We start from the raw sequence: 17,863 nt of genomic DNA on the forward strand, positions 1-17,863 counted from the left end.
CCGGGTCTGGCCCCCGCTCGACCGGCTCTCCGACCAGGACGTGCCCGACGTGCTGGCCCTGACCGAGGAGGAGCTGAGCGACCTGCTCGGCGTCGCGGCCACCCGGCTCGCCGCGGCCGGGGTCGCCGTGCACTGGCCGAAGGACCTCGCCCAGGACCTGTCCGCCACGGCGGTGGTCCGGCCGGCGCCCGGCTCGGCGACCGACGGCACCGGCTTCTTCGAGAGCGAGGACCTGCTCCAGTTCCGCTGGCAGCTGGCGCTCGGCGGCGAGCGGCTCACCGAGAGCGAGATGGACGCCCTCGCCGAGTCCCACCGCCCGGTCGTCCGGCTGCGCGACCAGTGGGTGCTGGTCGACCCGGCCCTCGTCCGCAAGGCCCGCAAGCGCGACCTGGGCCTCCTCGACCCGGTCGACGCGCTGTCCGTCGCCCTCACCGGCACCGCCGACGTGGACGGCGAGACGGTCGAGGCCGTACCGGCCGGCGCGCTGGCGACCCTGCGCGACCGCCTGACCGCGGGGCTGCGCCCGGCCGAGCCGCCGCCGGGCCTGCACGCCACGCTGCGCGACTACCAGCTCCGGGGCCTGGCCTGGCTCGACCTGATGACCTCCCTCGGCCTCGGCGGCTGCCTCGCCGACGACATGGGCCTCGGCAAGACCGTCACCGTCATCGCCCTGCACCTGAAGCGGGCCCACCGCGAGCCGACCCTGGTGGTGTGCCCGGCCTCGCTGCTGGGCAACTGGCAGCGGGAGATCACCCGGTTCGCGCCCGGCGTCCCCGTCCGCCGCTTCCACGGCCCGGACCGCAGCCTGGACGACCTGGACGGCGGGTTCGTCCTCACCACGTACGGCACGATGCGCTCGGCGGCACCCACCCTGGCCGGGCAGCCGTGGGGCATGGTGGTGGCCGACGAGGCGCAGCACGTCAAGAACCCCTACTCGGCCACGGCGAAGGCCCTGCGTACCATCCCGACCCCCCGCGCGCGTCGCCCTGACCGGCACGCCCGTCGAGAACAACCTGTCGGAGCTGTGGGCGCTGCTCGACTGGACCACCCCGGGCCTCCTCGGCCCGCTGAAGTCCTTCCGCGCCCGGCACGCCCGCGCGGTGGAGAACGGCGAGGACGAGGAGGCGGTGGAGCGGCTGGCCCGCCTGGTCCGCCCGTTCCTCCTGCGCCGCAGGAAGTCCGACCCCGGCATCGTGCCCGAGCTGCCGCCCAAGACGGAGACCGACCGTCCGGTGCCGCTCACCCGCGAACAGGCCGCGCTGTACGAGGCGGTGGTCCGCGAGTCGATGCTCGCCATCGAGACCGCCGAGGGCATCGCCCGCCGGGGCATGGTGCTGAAGCTGCTGACCTCGCTGAAGCAGATCTGCGACCACCCGGCCCTGTTCCTGAAGGAGGAGCACGCGCAGTCCGGTGACCGGCTGGCGGCGCGGTCGGGAAAACTCGCCCTGCTGGACGAACTGCTGGACACGCTGCTCGCCGAGGACGGCTCCGCCCTCGTCTTCACCCAGTACGTGGGGATGGCCCGTCTGATCACCTCCCACCTGGCGACCCGGGCGGTCCCGGTCGACCTCCTCCACGGCGGTACGCCGGTGCCGGAGCGCGAGCGCATGGTGGACCGCTTCCAGGCCGGCTCGACCCCGGTCCTGGTCCTCTCCCTCAAGGCGGCCGGCACCGGCCTCAACCTCACCCGCGCGGGCCACGTCGTCCACTTCGACCGCTGGTGGAACCCGGCCGTCGAGGAACAGGCCACCGACCGTGCCTACCGCATCGGCCAGACCCAGCCCGTCCAGGTCCACCGCCTCATCACCGAGGGCACGGTCGAGGACCGCATCGCCGAGATGCTGGAGGCCAAGCGGGCCCTGGCCGACGCGATCCTCGGCTCCGGGGAGTCGGCCCTCACGGAACTGACGGACCGCGAGCTGTCCGACCTGGTGTCCCTGCGGAGGTCGTCATGACGCCCCGGCCCGCCGACGAGGCCCGCCGCGCGCTGCGGGAGGCCCGCGAGCGGGCGGCCCAGGAGCCGGACGCGGCGCCGACGGACCGCCCGGCACCCTCCCCGCCACGGGCAGCCACCGGCCAGGAGACTCCCCGGCCGGGCGACGTGGCCCGCGAGGCACTGCGGAGATCGGTGTCCGAGCACCGGGGGAGCGGCCCCGGCGGCGAGGACCCGGCGAGTGACGCGGTCACGGCCGAAGCAGCGGACGAAGCAGAGGGCGAAGACACCGGCGCGCCCGCCGGCCGGCCGGCGGACACCCTTGCCGTGGGCGCGGCGGAGCTCGACGCGCCGCGCGGACAGCGGGTCAGCGAGGCCGGCGCGCCCGCCGCTGTGCCGGAGGACGCCCCGGCACCCGGACGAGCGGCGCCGGACGGCCCCGGTGATCCGCGGGCGAGCGCCGCGGCCCCCCGCGAGGGCGCCCGGTCCGCCTCACGCGCTGCGGACATCGCGCGTGAGGCCCTCCGAGCGTCCCGGGACGACGCGCGGCGGGCGAGGGAGGAGGCCGAGAGCGAAGGCGCCCGGCGACGGCGCAGGGGCGCCCGGCAGAGAGCTGTCGACGAGAGGGCGGCGGCCGCGCGGCGGGCGGGCGAACGCGCCGCCATGGGTGGAGCACGGGACGTACGGCAGTTGACGGCCGACATGTTCCGGATGCCGACGGCGGAGCTCCCGGAGACTCCCGACTCCACCCGCTCCCGCTCCACCGAGGCCACGAGCCCGCCACCCCCCGACGCCCCCCGAACCTCCGGGACTTCAGGAGCCCCCAGGCCCCCGCACTCCATGGCCGCCCCCGACCGCGACAGCGAACTCCGGCGTACCTTCCCGCCCCTCCCGCCCCGGGAGGGCGAGGAGTTCGCCGAGAGCTGGTGGGGAAACGCCTGGGTGGCCGCCCTGGAACAGGGAGCGCTGGATCCCAAGCGGCTGGAGCGCGGGCGCGGATACGCGGGGCAGGGGCACGTGTACGCCATCACCGTGACACCAGGACTGGTCCTGGCGTACGTACGGGGCAGCCGTCCGCGCCCGTACCGGGTGCAGGTGCGGCTGCGCACGCTGGAACCGACCGACTGGGAGCGGTTCCTGGACACCGCCGCCGACCGGCCCGGGCACATCGCGGCCCTGCTCGACAAGGAGCTGCCCCAGTCCCTCGCGGACTGCGGCGTACCCCTGCTGCCGGGGCCCGGGGACCTGGACCCGCGGTGCAGCTGCCCGGACCGGGGCCACCCCTGCAAGCACGCCGCCGCCCTCTGCTACCAGACCGCGCGGCTGCTCGACGCCGACCCCTTCGTGCTGCTTCTGCTGCGCGGCCGGGGCGAACGGGAGCTGCTCGACGCGCTGTCCCGGCTGAGCGCCACCCGGGCGGCGCGCGCCGCCCAGGACAAGGAGCCGGCGCCCCTCCCCGGCGTGCGGGCCGCTGACGCCTTGGCGGCGCGCGCCCTCCCGCCCCTCCCCGCGCCGTTGCCCCCGCCCCCGCACCCGGAACAGCCCCCGTCCTACCCGGCGGCCCCCGGCGGCCCCGACCCCTTCGCGCTGGACCAACTGGCCACCGACGCCGCCGCCCGCGCTCACGCCCTGCTCACCACCGGCCGTGATCCGGTCGGGCAGCTCACGCTCTGGGAGGACGCGGTCCGCCTGGCCGCGGCCCGCCCCGGCTCGGGGCTCACCGCGGGCACCCGGGCGCTCTACTCCGCCCTCGCCTCCGCAGCCGGCCGCACCCCCTCCGACCTCGCCCGCGCGGTCGCCGCCTGGCGGCAGGGCGGGCCGGAGGGCCTCGCCGTACTGGAGGAACCGTGGGACCCGCCGGCGGGCCGGTTCGACCGTGCCCGCCCGCTGCTCCTCGCCGCCGACCTGCCCGCCTTCCGCCCCTGGCGCAACCACCTCACCCACCCCCACGGCCATGTCCAGCTCCGCCTCGGCCGCGACCACCTCTGGTACGCCTACGAGTCCGAGCCGGGCCGCGAGGACTGGTGGCCCCGGGGCACCCCCGACCTGGACCCGGTCGGCGCGCTGACGGGCCTCGGCGTACCGGGCGATCTTTGAGGTCTCTCACACAGTCGGCTGGGCAATGCCGGCCCGTGCCGCGACTGTCCGCGCCGGTCGCCCCGGGTTCGGGTTCTCGGCGCCCTGATCAGCCGCTCCGCCGACCTGGTCGGCTGCAGCGTCATGGGGTTTCCCGTTGCTCCACAGCGCGGCCGATGAGTTTGTGGCTCCCGGGCGGTCCAAGCTCGTGACACCCCAGGAAAGGACACCGTCATGTCGGAGCTTCTCGTCGACTTCATCACCTCCCTCGACGGCTACGCGTCGGGAGAGGGATGGCCCGGGTTCTGGGGCCTCGAGGGCCCGGAGTACCTCGCATGGCTCGGCGAGCAGCCCGAGGTCACCTATCTGATGGGAGCGAACACCTACCGCCTGATGTCGGGCTTCGCCGCAGGCGAGGTCCCCCATGGCCAGGACGAGTTCAGGCCCGAAGAAGAGGCGTCCGTCGACGAGCTCACGCAAGCGTCCAAGGTGGTGTTCTCCTCCTCACTCGAGGAGCCACTGACGTGGGCCAATTCCACGCTCGTCCGCGACGACGCCGTCGAGGCGGTCCGCGCCATGAAGTCGAGTGGCTCGGGAGTCCTGAGCACGATCGGCAGCCTCAGCCTGTGCCGATCCCTGCTCCGAGCCGGACTCGTCGACCGCTTCCGGGTCGTGATGTTCCCGGTGATCACGGGGGCCACGGGCCAAGAACGCATCTACGACGGCTATCCGGACGTTGCCCTCGAGATGATCGAGCACCGCACCTTCGACGGCCGCATCCAGCTGGTCGAGTACAAGCCCCGCGTCCTCGAGCACCCGCCGCTCGGCGCCCCTGCGTGACGTCGCCCCGTCCGCCGGTCCGGACGGCCGCCAGGCCGGCGGCGGGCGCGGCTAGTACCCTGCACTCATTCGACGATCGGACGATCACGGGTACGGGCATGCGGGCACGGGGCCTGGGCATCCAGGGGCGGGAGCACGGGGATTTCGATGAGTGACGCACATCCGTTACGAAGCCGCAGACCGGGCCTCCCGGCCGGTGCGCTCATCATCGCCGGGGTCGTCCTCGCCGCGATCGGAGCCATCGGCGCCTGGCTCCAGCACGACGCTCCCGGCCGGAGTGCGGAACCGCGTACGGCGTTCACCGCAACCAACCCGCCTGCCGGTCTGCCCACCGCGCTCACCACCGGCCAGCACCTCCGCTGGTCCCGCTGCAGCTCGCCGCCCACCGCGCGCACGGGCTACGACTGCGCCACCATGAAGGCCCCCCTCGACTACCGGAAGCCAGACGGCAGGACGATCGACGTCGCCCTGATCCGCCGCAAGGCCACCGGCCCGAACACCCGGCGCATCGGCTCGCTCGTCCTCAACTTCGGCGGCCCCGGCGTGTCCGGCGTGAGCGGACTGCCCGAACGCCTCAACCAGTACCAGCCGCTCCTTGACCGCTACGACCTGGTCTCCTTCGACCCGCGCGGGGTTGGCGCGACCATCCCCGTGCGCTGCGGGAAAACCGCGGACGACACCGGCTACGCCGGGGCCGACGCCTGCGCCGAGCACTCCGGGGCCATCCTCCCGTACATCGGCACCTCGCACACCGCGCGCGACCTCGACCTGATGCGCTACCTCCTCGGCGACGAGCGGCTGCACTACTTCGGCGTCTCGTACGGAACGGCGCTCGGCGCGGTCTACGCCCACCTGTACCCGGCGCACGTCGGACGGCTCGTCCTCGAAGCGCCCGTCGATCCGACCGAGGACCTCGACGAGGAGCAGGTGGCGCAGGTCAAGGCGGTCCAGGCGGCGTTCGACCGGTTCGCCGCGCACTGCGCGGCCCGTGTCCGCCACTGCCCGACCGGCGACGGGCCCGAGGAGGCCGCGCGACGCATGGCGCGCCTGGCCGACCGCCTGGAGAAGAAGCCCGCCCCGGCCGGCGGCGGAAGGACCCTGGACGCCGACGACCTCGCGCACGCCGTCAGCGATCATCTCGTCCTCGGCACAGACGGCTGGTCGCCGCTCGCCAAGGCCCTCACCGCGCTGATCGACCACAACGACGGCCGTCCGCTGAGCAAGGGCGCGGACGACTTCGGCTCCGCCGACCGCGCGGCCGCCCCGCGAGACAGCAGCACCGTCGCCCAGACCGCGATCACCTGCGCGGACTCCAGCCTGCGCCCCGGCCTCGAACGCCTCGACAGGGATGAGGCCCGCGTCAAAGCCGCCTCGCCCGTCTTCGGCGCGGCCTGGTCCACCGGCGTCTACCTCTGTTACGACTGGCCGTTCGACGGCGAGCGCGCCACGCCCCAGGTGAACGCCGATGGCGCGGCCCCCGTCCTGGTGGTCGGCGGCACCGGCGACCCGACTACCCCATACGCCGGCGCCCGCCACATGGCCCGCGCCCTGGGCGACGGTGTCGGCGTGCTCCTGACGGCCGAGGAGGAGGGCCACGGCACGTATCCGCAGAACCGCTGCGTCACGGAGACGGTCAACCGATACCTCCGCACGGGCCGCACCCCGGCCCCGGGGACGGTGTGCCGGGGCAGCATGTCCTGAGGCCCGTACGGATTCGTCGGGCAGCGGTCAGCACACCGGTTCGCTCGCAGGGGCCGCGGGCGTGAACCACCACACCGCCCGGTCCGACGCCTGGGGCATGATCGCTGGCGTATCCCGCCCCGATCGCGTCGACGAGCACGGCGGGGCGTCCCGGTCGTCCCCTCCTGGCTGGGATGTGGTTCGGCCTGCAGCAGCCTTTCCAGCTCTGTCTCGGCCATTCGGGCCTGGCGATCACCGGATGGAGCGCGTCTGTCGCACCGTCGTCCAGGGCGGACGGCACCACACGCTGTGCCGCGAACTCGGAACAGCCGGCAGCTGTGGTGATGAAGGAAGCAGCGCGTCGATGTGAGGACCGGGTGAGAGGGCGGCCGGCAGGACCCGCCGCGTCAGCAGCGCGCGTGCAAACTGAGAGGCTCAGACTCGATCGATGAGGCCGTCGGCAATGCCCGACGCGTCGAGCCGCGGATGCATCGGGTCACTGGTTTCCCCCGGCTGTGTGAGATTTTGCGAGACGTGAGAGGGTCTGGGACGTGAGTGAGACACCACCGAGCACCCTGCAATACCGCTTTGACGGGCCAGAAGAGGCCCCGGTTCTGATCCTCGGTCCCTCACTGGGTACCACATGGCACATGTGGGACCGGCAGATCCTCGAGCTGACCAAGCAGTGGCGCGTGTTCCGGTTCGATCTGCCGGGGCACGGCGGCGCGCCGGCGTACCCGGGGGGCTCGGTCACCGACCTCACCACCCGGCTGCTGGCCACCCTCGAAGGGCTCGGCGTGCAGCGCTTCGGCTACGCGGGCTGCGCGCTCGGCGGCGCCGTCGGTATCCAGCTGGCCCTGCGCCACCCCGAGCGGCTCGCCTCCCTCGCACTGATCGCCGCCTCGCCCCGCTTCGGCACGGCCGACGAGTTCCGGCAGCGGGGCGTGATCGTCCGGACCAACGGCCTCGACCCCATCGCCCGCACCGCGCCCGAGCGCTGGTTCACCGGCGGGTTCGCCGCCGCGCAGCCCGCGATCACCGAGTGGGCCGTGCAGATGGTGCGCACCACCGACCCCGGCTGCTACATCGCCGCCTGCGAGGCGCTCGCCTCGTTCGATGTCCGGGCCGAACTCGGTCGGGTCGGCGCGCCGACCCTGGTCCTCGTCGGCTCGGACGACCAGGTCACCGGCCCCGCCGAGGCCCGCACCCTGGTCGCCGGCATTCCGGACGCCCGCCTCGCCGTCGTCCCCGGCGCCTCCCACCTGGTGCCGGTGGAGCAGCCCGCGGCCGTCACCGACCTCCTGGTCCGGCACTTCTCCACCGCCTGGCACCCGGGCTTCGACACCTCCACGGGCCACACGGCCCTGCCCGCGGCCGCCGTCAAGCCGGTCCTGTCGCCCGCACCGCCGCAGCCCCTGCAGAGCGGACCGGTCGCCGAGATCGCGCCGATCGCCGTGCCACCCCAGGCCCAGGGGCGGCCCGATCCCTACGACGCCGGGCTCAAGGTCCGCCGCGAGGTGCTGGGCGACGCGCACGTCGACCGGGCGCTGGCGCAGGCCGACGACTTCTCCGGGGACTTCCAGGAGTTCATCACCCGCTACGCCTGGGGCGAGATCTGGGACCGCCCCGGCCTCGACCGGCGCACCCGCAGCGCCGTGACCCTCACCGCCCTGGTCGCCGGCGGTCACCTGGACGAACTGGCCTTCCACACCAGAGCCGCCCTGCGCAACGGCCTCACCCCGGCGGAGATCAAGGAGGTCCTGCTCCAGGGGGCCGTCTACTGCGGCGTACCGGCGGCGAACAGCGCGTTCAAGGTCGCCCAGCAGGTCATCCGCGAGGAGACCACCCCCCAGGAGTGAGCCCACGGGGGAGGGCGGGGGCAGGATGGACGCATGAAGCTCACGAAGATGTCGCACGCCTGTGTCCGCCTGGAGAAGGACGGCCGGACCCTCGTCCTCGACCCCGGCGGGTTCAGCGAGGAGGACGCCGCTCTCGGCGCGGACGCCATCCTCGTCACCCACGAGCACCCCGACCACTTCGACGAGTCCCGGCTGCGCGCCGCGATGGAGCACAACCCGGCCGCGCGGATCTGGACCCTCAGGTCCGTCGCGGAGAAGATCTCCCCGGCGTTCCCCGGCCGTGTGCACACCGTCGGCCACGGGGACACCTTCACCGCCGCGGGGTTCGACGTCCAGGTCCACGGCGAACTCCACGCGGTGATCCACCCGGACATCCCGCGCATCACCAACGTCGGCTACCTCGTCGACGGCGGCAAGGTCTTCCACCCCGGCGACGCCCTCACCGTCCCCGACCACCCGGTGGAGACGCTGATGCTCCCGGTCATGGCCCCGTGGAGCAAGATCTCCGAGGTCATCGACTACGTCCGCGAGGTGCGGCCGCAGCGCGCCTACGACATCCACGACGCCCTCCTCACCGACCTCGCCCGCCCGATCTACGACCGCCAGATCGGGCAGCTCGGCGGCTCGGAGCACCTGCGGCTCACCCCCGGGACGTCGGCGGACCTCTGAGGCCGGGACGGCGTTGTCAGACCCGCCGGGTAGGTTGTGGGGCATGCGCATCGCGACCTGGAACGTGAACTCGATCACCGCGCGCCTGCCGAGGCTCCTGGCCTGGCTGGAGAGCAGCGGCACGGACGTGCTGTGCCTCCAGGAGGCCAAGGTCGCCGAGGAGCAGTTCCCCTCGGAGCAACTGCGCGAGCTGGGCTACGAGTCGGCGGTCCACGCGACCGGCCGGTGGAACGGCGTGGCGGTGCTGTCCCGCGTCGGCATCGAGGACGTCGTCAAGGGCCTGCCCGGCGACCCCGGCTTCGACGGCTCGGTCGAGCCCCGCGCCATCTCGGCGACCTGCGGCCCGCTCCGCGTCTGGTCGGTCTACGTGCCGAACGGCCGTGAGGTGGACCACCCGCACTACGCCTACAAGCTCCAGTGGTTCGAGGCCCTGAAGGCGGCCGTCGCCGGTGACGCGGCGGGCAGCCGCCCCTTCGCGGTGATGGGCGACTACAACGTGGCGCCGACGGACGACGACGTCTTCGACCCGGCCGCCTTCGCGGACTCCACCCACGTCACCCCGGCCGAACGCGCCGCCCTGGCCTCCCTGCGCGAGGCGGGCCTGTCGGACGTGGTCCCGCGGCCCCTGAAGTACGAGCACCCGTTCACGTACTGGGACTACCGCCAGCTCTGCTTCCCGAAGAACCGCGGCATGCGCATCGACCTGGTGTACGCGAACGAACCGTTCACCAAGGCGGTCGAGGACGCGTACGTGGACCGTGAGGAGCGCAAGGGCAAGGGCGCGTCGGACCACGCGCCGGTGGTCGTCGACCTGGACGTGTAGGCCGGGCCCGCCGTCACGGCACGAGCAGCGACAGGTCGACCGACTCGGCCATGGCCGCGAGCCCGGCGTCACCCGGGTGCAGATGGTCCCCGCTGTCGTACGCGGCGAGGATGCGCGACGGGTGGGCGGGGTCGCGCACGACGGCATCGAAGTCGAGCACGCCGTCGAAGACCCCGCCACCCCGGATCCACTCGTTGACCGCCGCCCGCTCGGTGTCGACGGCGGCCGTGCACCGCGCCTCGCCCTCGCAGGGCAGGATCGTGGTGGCGAGCATCCTGAGGCCCCGGGCGTGCCCGCGCGCCGCGAGCTCCGACAGCCCCGCGATCACCTGCTCCGCCGAGGTGTCCCACCGCAGGTCGTTGACGCCCTCGAAGACGACCGCCGTACGCGCCGACGTCTGGGCGAGCACGTCCCGGTCGAACCGGTGCAGGGCGCTCACTCCCGCCCCGTCCGTGGACACGCCGTCGCCCGGATACCGGTCGGTGACCACGCGGTTTCCCGAGATGCCCTGGTTCAGCACCCCGTAGGACGGGACGGCGCTCTGCCGGCGCAGCCGGTCGGCCAGCACGTCCGGCCACCGTCGGTTCGCGTCCACCGTGGACTTGTCGCCGTCGGTGATCGAGTCACCGAGCAGCACCACGGACCCGGGCCCGCCGCTCACGTCGACCCCGGTGAGCAGCGGCCAGCTCGTGATCACCGAGGTGTAGGCCGCCGCCGTACCGTCCGCGGCGTGGTCGCCCGGCCCGCTGACGTAGGACCGCTGCTGCGCGAGCCGGTGCACGGGCGCCGCCGGAACCGTGCCGGGCAGATGGAAGCTCACCAGCAGATCGGTGTCCGCCGGCACCGCGAAGCCCAGCGGGTCGCTGAAGGCCTGGGCGCCGGCCGGGATCTCCACACCGGCCGCGCCGCCGAAAGCGAGCGGCACCGGCGTCCCCTGTGCCGCGGCGCCCGACGCGCGCACGGCGACCGTCGCGCTTGCGATCCGCACCGGCGCCGCCGCGAAGGTGTTGTCGAACCGCACCCGCACCCGGGGCCCGCCGGCCGACGTGTGCACGACCAGCCGCAGCGTCCGGTCCGTCCAGGGCCCCACGGCGCCGTAGCCGCCGGTCGACGTCGTCCAGCTGCCCGTCCAGTCCCGCGTCGCGGCCCGTACCGTCACCGCGAAGACGTGCAGCCCGGCCGCGCGCGGCAGGCGGACCGAGGTGACGGCCCGCCCCGGCACCAGCGGCACCGTCACGACGTACAGGCGCGCCTGCTCGGCGAGTTGCCCGCCCGGTGTGTTGATGTGCGGCAGCGCCACCGCTTTCGTGGCGAGCGGCCCGGTACGCCAGTCGGGCGCGGTGAGCCGGTACCCGGAACGGGTGCCGTTCGCGTAGGTGACCGTGCCCGTGCCGCCCGCCTCCGTGCCCGCCGTGCCCGCCACCAGGAAGGCGAGGGCGTCCCCGCGCCCCGTCACGCGCACCTCCTGCCCGGCCGCGCGGACGTTGTCCGGCTCGCCGGGCTGCCGCCGCGGCCAGGTCAGCCGGGCCCCCTGGACGGTGAGGGCGCGGCCCGGCGTCCAGCCCGCGGCCGTGAGGTCGCGCGCGGACAGGGAGGCACCGGCCCCGTCGAAGTCGGCCCGGCCCGGCCGGTCGTCGTCGCTGACGGCGATGTTGTCGAACAGCCTCTCCAGCGGCACCGGCGCGGCGCGCCGCTCCTCGGCGGCCCGTGCCGCCGGCACCGTCGGCAGCACGGACCCGCACAGGGCCACGCACAGGGCCAGGACGGACAGGATCCCCCGGACACATCGGCCCACGGCCGACTCCTCCCGCTCAACCGACACACGACGCACGGTGAAGCTGACGCACGGTGAAGCTAGGGAGACATCAGGGACTCGTCAACGAACCGTGCGCGAACTCGACGAGAACTCGACCGCAAAGGCCGGTCCGCGCGCCCTGTGGTGCGCACGCCGGTACGAATGACACGCTGGGCGTATGAACATCCCTTTCCTGGGCCACCGGCGCCAAAAGCTCGGGTTCCCCGATCCGGCGGGCATCGCGGAGCTCCTCGCCGAGTGCGAACTGCTCCGCTCCCAGGCGTCCCGGGCGGGTGTCCGGCTGGACGACTCGGTGGCCTCGCTGGAGGCGCTGGACCAGCTGGTGCCGGGCTGGCGGGACGACGAGGAGATCCTGCACTGGCTCGGCAACGACGCCGGGCTCTACCTGGGCACCGTCCTGGTGCGTACCGTGCCGGGGGCGGCCTGGGAGATCAGGTCGGACGGGCAGCCCGTGGTGCGGCTCGTCTCCGGCCGGGAGTTCGACGTCGTGGACTCCGGTCACGAGTGGGCGGCGAACGGGGTGCCCGAGCTGTCCCAGCTGTACGCGGAAGTAGCGGAGGCGTGAGCCCGGCCCCCCAAAACCTCTGGCCCAAAGTCCGCCGTAAATACGGCTAATGACCGAAAGGTGCGTGTCGCCCCCACACGTTCGATCTTGCCTGGATACGTTGCGGCAACCACCACACAGCTGAGAGTGAGTAGGGCTGAGTATGGCCGTGGATCCGCTGATCGAGCTGCGTGAAGTCAACAAACACTTCGGGGAGCTGCATGTCCTTCAGGACATCGACCTCACCGTCGGCAGGGGAGAGGTGGTCGTCGTCATCGGCCCGTCGGGGTCGGGCAAGTCGACCCTGTGCCGGGCGATCAACCGGCTGGAGACGATCGAGTCCGGGGAGATCGTCCTGGACGGCCGGCCGCTGCCGGAGGAAGGCAAGCCCCTGGCCCGGCTCCGCGCCGACGTCGGCATGGTCTTCCAGTCGTTCAACCTCTTCGCCCACAAGACGGTCCTGCAGAACGTCTCCCTGGGGCAGACCAAGGTTCGCGGGCGCCGGAAGGAGGACGCCGACCGGCGCTCCCGTGAACTCCTCGACCGGGTCGGTGTCGCCGACCAGGCGGACAAGTACCCGGCGCAGCTCTCCGGCGGCCAGCAGCAGCGCGTGGCCATCGCCCGCGCTCTCGCCATGGAGCCCAAGGCGATGCTCTTCGACGAGCCGACCTCCGCCCTCGACCCGGAGATGATCAACGAGGTGCTGGAGGTCATGAAGCAACTGGCCCGCGACGGCATGACCATGATCGTCGTCACGCACGAGATGGGCTTCGCCCGCTCGGCCGCGGGCCGGGTCGTCTTCATGGCCGACGGCCGTATCGTCGAGGACCGCGTCCCCGACGAGTTCTTCACCAACCCCACCAGCGACCGCGCCAAGGACTTCCTCTCCAAGATCCTCAAGCACTGAACGGGCAGGAGCCGGACAGCTCGTCGAGCCGGACCTCGACTACGATGTGTCCTTCATCCCTGTCGGAGAGGGGGACTTCGCCGAAATCCGCCGATCCCGCCGGGGACGAGCAGACCGCCCGTCCGGTCCGCGGGCGACCGCCCGCCGGGCGCGGCCCCCAGGGCCCTTCCGGGCCACGGGGGCGGCGGTTCACATTGGCCAGACCCGTCCGGCGGCAGCCGGAGATCACTGCTCGCGCAGCGGAACCGACACGTACGACGGGTCGTTCGGCGGCGAGGAGAAGGTCAGCTGCGCGCCGGACGGGTTGTGCTCGATGTAGAGCGGGTCGACCGTGTCGACGACCAGGGCGAGGCGATGCCCGGCCGGGACGTCGTAGGCCGTGGAGTACAGTTCCAGGTCGACGCCGAACGGCTTCCCGGGGGTGCGCCCGTGGAAGGTGTACGGCGCGTTGGTGACCAGCTTGGCGAGGCCGAGCGGCCCCACGTCGTAGAGGTAGGCGACGAGGGTGCCGCTCTCCTTGGTCGGGGTGAGGGTCGTGTGCAACTTCGCCGTTCCACGGACCTGTTGGGCCGTGCCGTACTTCTCCGACTGCCACACGGCGGCCCAGCGGCGGGGGAGCAGGGGGATGGAGGCCATCGGCGGCAGCTGGGCCACCTGGTCGAGGATGCTGGACAGGAAGACGATCCCGCCGTCGGCGCCCGAGTTCACGTTGGCGCGGATCGTGCTGGTGCCCGCGAGGCTGATCTTCCGGTCCGTCGCGGCGACCGACTTCCAGTCGGGGTAGCCCTCGTAGCCACCGGCTGAGCGGGACTTGAGCTGGACGGGCTGTTCACGGTCGATGCCGTTGTCCTCGCCCCTGAGGTAGTGGTCGAACCAGCGCTCGGTGTCCTTCCACACGTCGTTGGGCAGCCCGAACAGACCGGTCAGCTCGGCGGTGGCGTGGTCCCCGGGACGCATCTCCAGGCGCTTCGGGCCGGTGAGTTTTTCGTAGAAGTCGGCGTACTGGTTGGGCGGGAAGACGGTGTCGCCCCACGCGTTGGCGAGCATGACCGCCGCGCCGTTGCTGTTGATCTGGTCGACGTAGGTCACAGCGGAACGTTTCTTTCCCCAGGCGACGAGTTCCGGCTCCTTCGCCAGATTGGAGGCGTAGAAGTCGTCGAAGACCTGCCGGGCTTCGGGGCTCTGCCGTCCCGTGACCAGGCTCGCGCCGTCCAGCAGGGCGGCCGCCTGGACGTGCTGGGTGCGCCCGGAGTAGATCGAGCCGATCAGGTCGGCCCAGCCGCTCAGTGAGGCGACGGCCTTCACCCGTTTGTCCCGGGCGGCCGTGAGCAGGCTGATGCCGGCCCCGTAGGAGACGCCCGCCATGCCGATGTGCCCGGCGTCCGAGGGGGTGTTGGCGAGCGCCCAGTCGATGACCTTCGAGGCGTCGGCGATGTCGGGTGGGCCGGCTACTTCTATCTCGCCGCCCGACTGCCAGAAGCCGCGCACGTTGTACGTGACCACGACGTACCCGGAGTCGGCGAGCTTCTGTGCCTGGGCCAGGTACTCGACCTGGGGCAGCCCCCAGCTCGTGGGCATGACGAGCAGCGGATAGCGGCGCGCGCCGTCGGAACCGGCCGGGGTGACGACGTTGGCCTTGAGGACGGTGCCGCCGTCGCCGGTGATGTCGACGAACCGGACCGGGTTCGGCGCCGCCTGTGCGGTGGGGGCGAGTCCGAGGGCCGTGCCGGCGACCAGGGTCGCCGAGACCGCGCCTACGGCGGTGGTGCGCAGGGCCTTGCGGTGGAGTCCCACGGGTCACTCCTCACTCGTGTAAGTGCAAAGTGACCAGACGGTAACCTCACCTCCTTACCACTGGTAACCCGTCGGTAAGTTACGTGCCAGTAACGATTGTTGAGACGTGGAGGACCTCAGGAGGCCCGGCGGCTGTCGCGTGGAGTCTCGGCCGCGGGCAGAGGGGCCTGCGCCGCCCGGGTCACGTCGTCCGTCAGCTCGACGACGTCCGGGCCGTACGCCTGCGAGTTGATCACCTTGAGCAGCAGCACGAAGGAGCCGTTGCCGTACTTGCGGGCCAGCCGTTCGTGGTTGCGGGCGAGGTAGCGGGTGGCGGCCTGGTTGGTGATCGACGTCTGACCGCAGAAGAGGAAGACAGGGCGGATGTTCTGGCTCCGGTCCGCGGTGAGCCGGGCGAGCAGCGCGTACTCCTGCCTGCCGTTCTCCACGCGGTAGCGCTCGGAACCGACCTGGAACGAGCCCCGGTCCGGGCCCGGTTCGGCGTCGACGTTCACCCGCACCCCGGGAAGCAGGGAGGACAGGTGGGCGGCCATACGGCGGTTGGACGCCGGTCCGCCGACGCAGAACTCGGTGCGCTCGCCGAAGCCCTGACGCGCCGTGTCGTGCGGGAGTATCTGGGCGTGGGCGTTGCAGTCCTTGATCAGCGCGGCGAGTTCGAGGAGCGCGAACACGTCGTAGCGCATCACCGCGAACTCGGGTCCCCCCGCCCCCCGGTTCACCACCAGCAGCGATTCGGAGTTGTCGGGCAGCCCGAAGAAGACCTGCTTCCGGCGGAGCCTGCGCTTCCACAGGTAGGTGCGGGCCACCCAGCCGATCGCGGCACTGACCCCCGCCGCGACCACGCCCAGGACGATGTTGCGCACGTCGTCATTCATGGGCGCGCATGGTAGCGGGCTCGACGCACCGGTGTTCGACGTGTGCCTGACGCGACCATGGACATGAATTAAGCTGCGCGAACGGCCTTTTACTGGAGGTGCGGATGCGTCGCCCTGTCGCACGGAATCTGACGGTCCTGGCGGTTTCGGCCGCCGTGGTGGTGTCGGTGGGAGCGGCGGCGCCGCCGACCGCGCAGCGCACCGCCGAGGAGAAATCTCCCCTGGCCGTCGGCTACGGCGGCGCCGTCTCCAGCGTCGACCCCGACGCCTCGGCCGCCGGCATCGAGGTCCTGCGCAAGGGCGGCAACGCCGTCGACGCGGCTGTCGCCACCGCCGCCGCGCTCGGCGTCACCGAGCCCTACTCCGCCGGCATCGGCGGAGGCGGCTACTTCGTCTACTACGACGCCAAGTCCCGTACGGTGCGCACCATCGACGGCCGCGAGACCGCTCCGCGGAGCGCCGACAAGAACCTGTTCGTCGAGAACGGGAAGCCCATCCCGTTCGCCGACGCCGTCAGCAGCGGGTTGAGCGTCGGCACGCCCGGCACGCCCGGCACCTGGCAGACGGCCCTCGACCAGTGGGGCAGCAAGGGACTCGCCAGTGTCCTGAAGCCGGCCGAGCGGCTCGCCCGAGACGGCTTCACGGTCGACGACACCTTCCGCTCGCAGACCGCGTCCAACGAGACGCGCTTCCGCTACTTCCCGGACACCGCCGAGCTGTTCCTGCCGGGCGGCAAGCTCCCCGTCGTCGGATCCACCTTCAAGAACCCCGATCTCGCGCGCACCTACGCGGAGTTGGGACGCGAGGGGGTCGGGGCGCTCTACCACGGCCGGCTCGGGCGCGAGATCGTCGACACGGTCAACAAGCCGCAGGTGGACCCCGGCTCGGGCTGGAACGCCCGGCCGGGCGACCTGTCCGCCAAGGACCTCGCGGCGTACCGCACCAAGCTCCAGGCGCCGACCAGGACCTCGTACCACGGCCTCGGCGTCTACTCCATGGCGCCGTCCTCCTCAGGCGGGACGACGGTCGGCGAGGCGCTCAACATCCTGGAGCGGACGGACCTGTCGAAGGCGAGCCAGGCGAAGTACCTGCACCGTTTCATCGAGGCGAGCCGGATCGCCTTCGCGGACCGGGGGCGCTGGGTGGGCGACCCCGCCTTCGAGGACGTGCCGACGAAGGAACTGCTGTCCCAGAGGTTCGCCGACTCGCGGGCCTGCCTCATCAAGGACGACGCCGTGCTCACCAGCCCGGTGGCGCCCGGCGATCCGCGTCACCCTGAGCGGTGCGGTTCCGGCGGTACGGCTGCTCCCACGACGTACGAGGGCGACAGCACCACGCACCTGACCGTGGCCGACAAGTGGGGGAACGTCGTCGCCTACACGCTCACCATCGAGCAGACGGGTGGCAGCGGCATCACCGTGCCGGGGCGGGGGTTCATCCTCAACAACGAGCTGACGGACTTCTCCTTCACCGCGGCGAACCCCGCCGTGCACGACCCCAACCTGCCGGGGCCGGGGAAGCGGCCCCGTTCCTCGATCTCACCGACGATCGTGCTCGACCGGCACGGCAAGCCCGTGGTGGCGCTGGGGTCGCCGGGTGGGGCGACCATCATCACGACCGTTCTGCAGACGCTCGTCGGGCTGCTCGACCGGGGGTTGCCGCTCGTGGACGCCATCGCGGCGCCCCGGGCCAGTCAGCGGAACGCCGCGCAGACCGAGCTGGAGCCGGGGCTGTACGACAACGCCGGGTTGAGGAAGCAGCTCGAGGCGATCGGGCATTCCTTCAAGGCCAACCCGGAGATCGGTGCGGCGACCGGTGTTCAGCGGCTGCCCGGGGGGAAGTGGCTGGCAGCCGCTGAGACGGTGCGCAGGGGTGGGGGGTCGGCGATGGTGGTGCGGCCTGTGCGTTGACGGCTTTCGTCTGCGGCTGCGTGGGGGCTGGCCGCGCCCACGCGGCGCAGCCGCACATCGATAGAGCCCCGCGCCCCTAAGAACCCCTCACGAAATGATCTTCGAGGGGATGGATCACTCCGGGACTGCTGAACCGG

The 17,863-nt window shown here is 72.6% G+C and carries 12 protein-coding genes and 1 pseudogene; 10 read left to right on the plus strand and 3 right to left on the minus strand.

Translation table 11 applies throughout. The features are described from left to right. The 7 genes and pseudogenes from SSQG_RS31625 to SSQG_RS31655 form a co-directional block, all read left to right on the plus strand. Positions 1–1,955, plus strand: a pseudogene (locus tag SSQG_RS31625) (DEAD/DEAH box helicase); the annotation flags it as partial. Continuing rightward, positions 1,952–4,030, plus strand: a complete 2,079-nt coding sequence (locus SSQG_RS31630) for an SWIM zinc finger family protein (protein WP_003994025.1) — start codon at positions 1,952–1,954, stop codon at positions 4,028–4,030. The pseudogene SSQG_RS31625 and the gene SSQG_RS31630, both read left to right, overlap by 4 nt. Positions 4,031–4,243: 213 nt before the next feature. Next, positions 4,244–4,849, plus strand: a complete 606-nt coding sequence (locus tag SSQG_RS31635; RefSeq protein ID WP_003994026.1) for a dihydrofolate reductase family protein — start codon at positions 4,244–4,246, stop codon at positions 4,847–4,849. Between the two features lie 147 nt (positions 4,850–4,996). Continuing rightward, positions 4,997–6,550 (plus strand): alpha/beta hydrolase, encoded by a 1,554-nt coding sequence (locus SSQG_RS31640; protein ID WP_003994027.1) that lies wholly within the window; start codon positions 4,997–4,999, stop codon positions 6,548–6,550. 530 nt (positions 6,551–7,080) lie between these two features. After that, a complete protein-coding gene (gene pcaC, locus SSQG_RS31645) occupies positions 7,081–8,388 on the plus strand; it encodes a 4-carboxymuconolactone decarboxylase (RefSeq protein ID WP_003994028.1) in 1,308 nt (435 codons plus the stop codon). Positions 8,389–8,421: 33 nt separating this feature from the next. Continuing rightward, positions 8,422–9,057, plus strand: coding sequence for an MBL fold metallo-hydrolase (locus tag SSQG_RS31650; RefSeq protein ID WP_003994029.1), 636 nt, complete (start codon positions 8,422–8,424; stop codon positions 9,055–9,057). Positions 9,058–9,100: 43 nt separating this feature from the next. Further along, positions 9,101–9,880 carry an exodeoxyribonuclease III gene (locus tag SSQG_RS31655; RefSeq protein ID WP_003994030.1) on the plus strand — a complete coding sequence of 260 codons (780 nt, stop codon included), beginning with the start codon at positions 9,101–9,103 and terminating at the stop codon, positions 9,878–9,880. 13 nt (positions 9,881–9,893) lie between these two features. On the opposite strand, the gene SSQG_RS31660 is transcribed toward SSQG_RS31655, so the two are convergent. Then, positions 9,894–11,675: an SGNH/GDSL hydrolase family protein gene (locus tag SSQG_RS31660; RefSeq protein WP_039934067.1), complete on the minus strand. Its 1,782-nt coding sequence runs from the start codon at positions 11,673–11,675 to the stop codon at positions 9,894–9,896. Between the two features lie 178 nt (positions 11,676–11,853). Between SSQG_RS31660 and SSQG_RS31665 the strand changes: the two genes are divergently transcribed. Both SSQG_RS31665 and SSQG_RS31670 read left to right on the plus strand, forming a co-directional pair. Continuing rightward, positions 11,854–12,261 (plus strand): DUF6278 family protein, encoded by a 408-nt coding sequence (locus SSQG_RS31665; RefSeq protein ID WP_003994032.1) that lies wholly within the window; start codon positions 11,854–11,856, stop codon positions 12,259–12,261. 142 nt (positions 12,262–12,403) lie between these two features. After that, a complete protein-coding gene (locus tag SSQG_RS31670) occupies positions 12,404–13,147 on the plus strand; it encodes an amino acid ABC transporter ATP-binding protein (RefSeq protein WP_039934068.1) in 744 nt (247 codons plus the stop codon). Positions 13,148–13,372: 225 nt separating this feature from the next. Here the strand turns inward: SSQG_RS31670 and SSQG_RS31675 are convergent, their stop codons facing one another. Together SSQG_RS31675 and SSQG_RS31680 are read right to left on the minus strand one after the other, a co-directional pair. Continuing rightward, entirely contained in the window at positions 13,373–14,941 is a 1,569-nt protein-coding gene (locus SSQG_RS31675) for an alpha/beta fold hydrolase (RefSeq protein WP_003994035.1), read from the minus strand. A 116-nt stretch (positions 14,942–15,057) separates the two neighbouring features. Continuing rightward, positions 15,058–15,816, minus strand: a complete 759-nt coding sequence (locus SSQG_RS31680) for a hypothetical protein (protein WP_003994036.1) — start codon at positions 15,814–15,816, stop codon at positions 15,058–15,060. Between the two features lie 104 nt (positions 15,817–15,920). Between SSQG_RS31680 and ggt the strand changes: the two genes are divergently transcribed. After that, a complete protein-coding gene (gene ggt, locus SSQG_RS31685; RefSeq protein WP_003994037.1) occupies positions 15,921–17,726 on the plus strand; it encodes a gamma-glutamyltransferase in 1,806 nt (601 codons plus the stop codon). Positions 17,727–17,863: the final 137 nt, after the last annotated feature.

The organism is Streptomyces viridochromogenes DSM 40736, from assembly GCF_000158955.1.
In the GTDB taxonomy this organism is placed as follows: Bacteria; Actinomycetota; Actinomycetes; order Streptomycetales; family Streptomycetaceae; genus Streptomyces; species Streptomyces venetus.

Excerpts from the sequence above, each read along its gene's own strand:
- SSQG_RS31630 (WP_003994025.1), top strand. The coding sequence starts at position 1,952 with ATGACGCCCCGGCCCGCCGACGAGGCCCGCCGCGCGCTGCGGGAGGCC.
- SSQG_RS31635 (WP_003994026.1), top strand. The coding sequence starts at position 4,244 with ATGTCGGAGCTTCTCGTCGACTTCATCACCTCCCTCGACGGCTACGCG.
- SSQG_RS31640 (WP_003994027.1), top strand. The coding sequence starts at position 4,997 with ATGAGTGACGCACATCCGTTACGAAGCCGCAGACCGGGCCTCCCGGCC.
- SSQG_RS31650 (WP_003994029.1), top strand. The coding sequence starts at position 8,422 with ATGAAGCTCACGAAGATGTCGCACGCCTGTGTCCGCCTGGAGAAGGAC.
- SSQG_RS31655 (WP_003994030.1), top strand. The coding sequence starts at position 9,101 with ATGCGCATCGCGACCTGGAACGTGAACTCGATCACCGCGCGCCTGCCG.
- SSQG_RS31665 (WP_003994032.1), top strand. The coding sequence starts at position 11,854 with ATGAACATCCCTTTCCTGGGCCACCGGCGCCAAAAGCTCGGGTTCCCC.
- SSQG_RS31670 (WP_039934068.1), top strand. The coding sequence starts at position 12,404 with ATGGCCGTGGATCCGCTGATCGAGCTGCGTGAAGTCAACAAACACTTC.
- SSQG_RS31680 (WP_003994036.1), bottom strand. The coding sequence starts at position 15,816 with ATGAATGACGACGTGCGCAACATCGTCCTGGGCGTGGTCGCGGCGGGG.
- ggt (WP_003994037.1), top strand. The coding sequence starts at position 15,921 with ATGCGTCGCCCTGTCGCACGGAATCTGACGGTCCTGGCGGTTTCGGCC.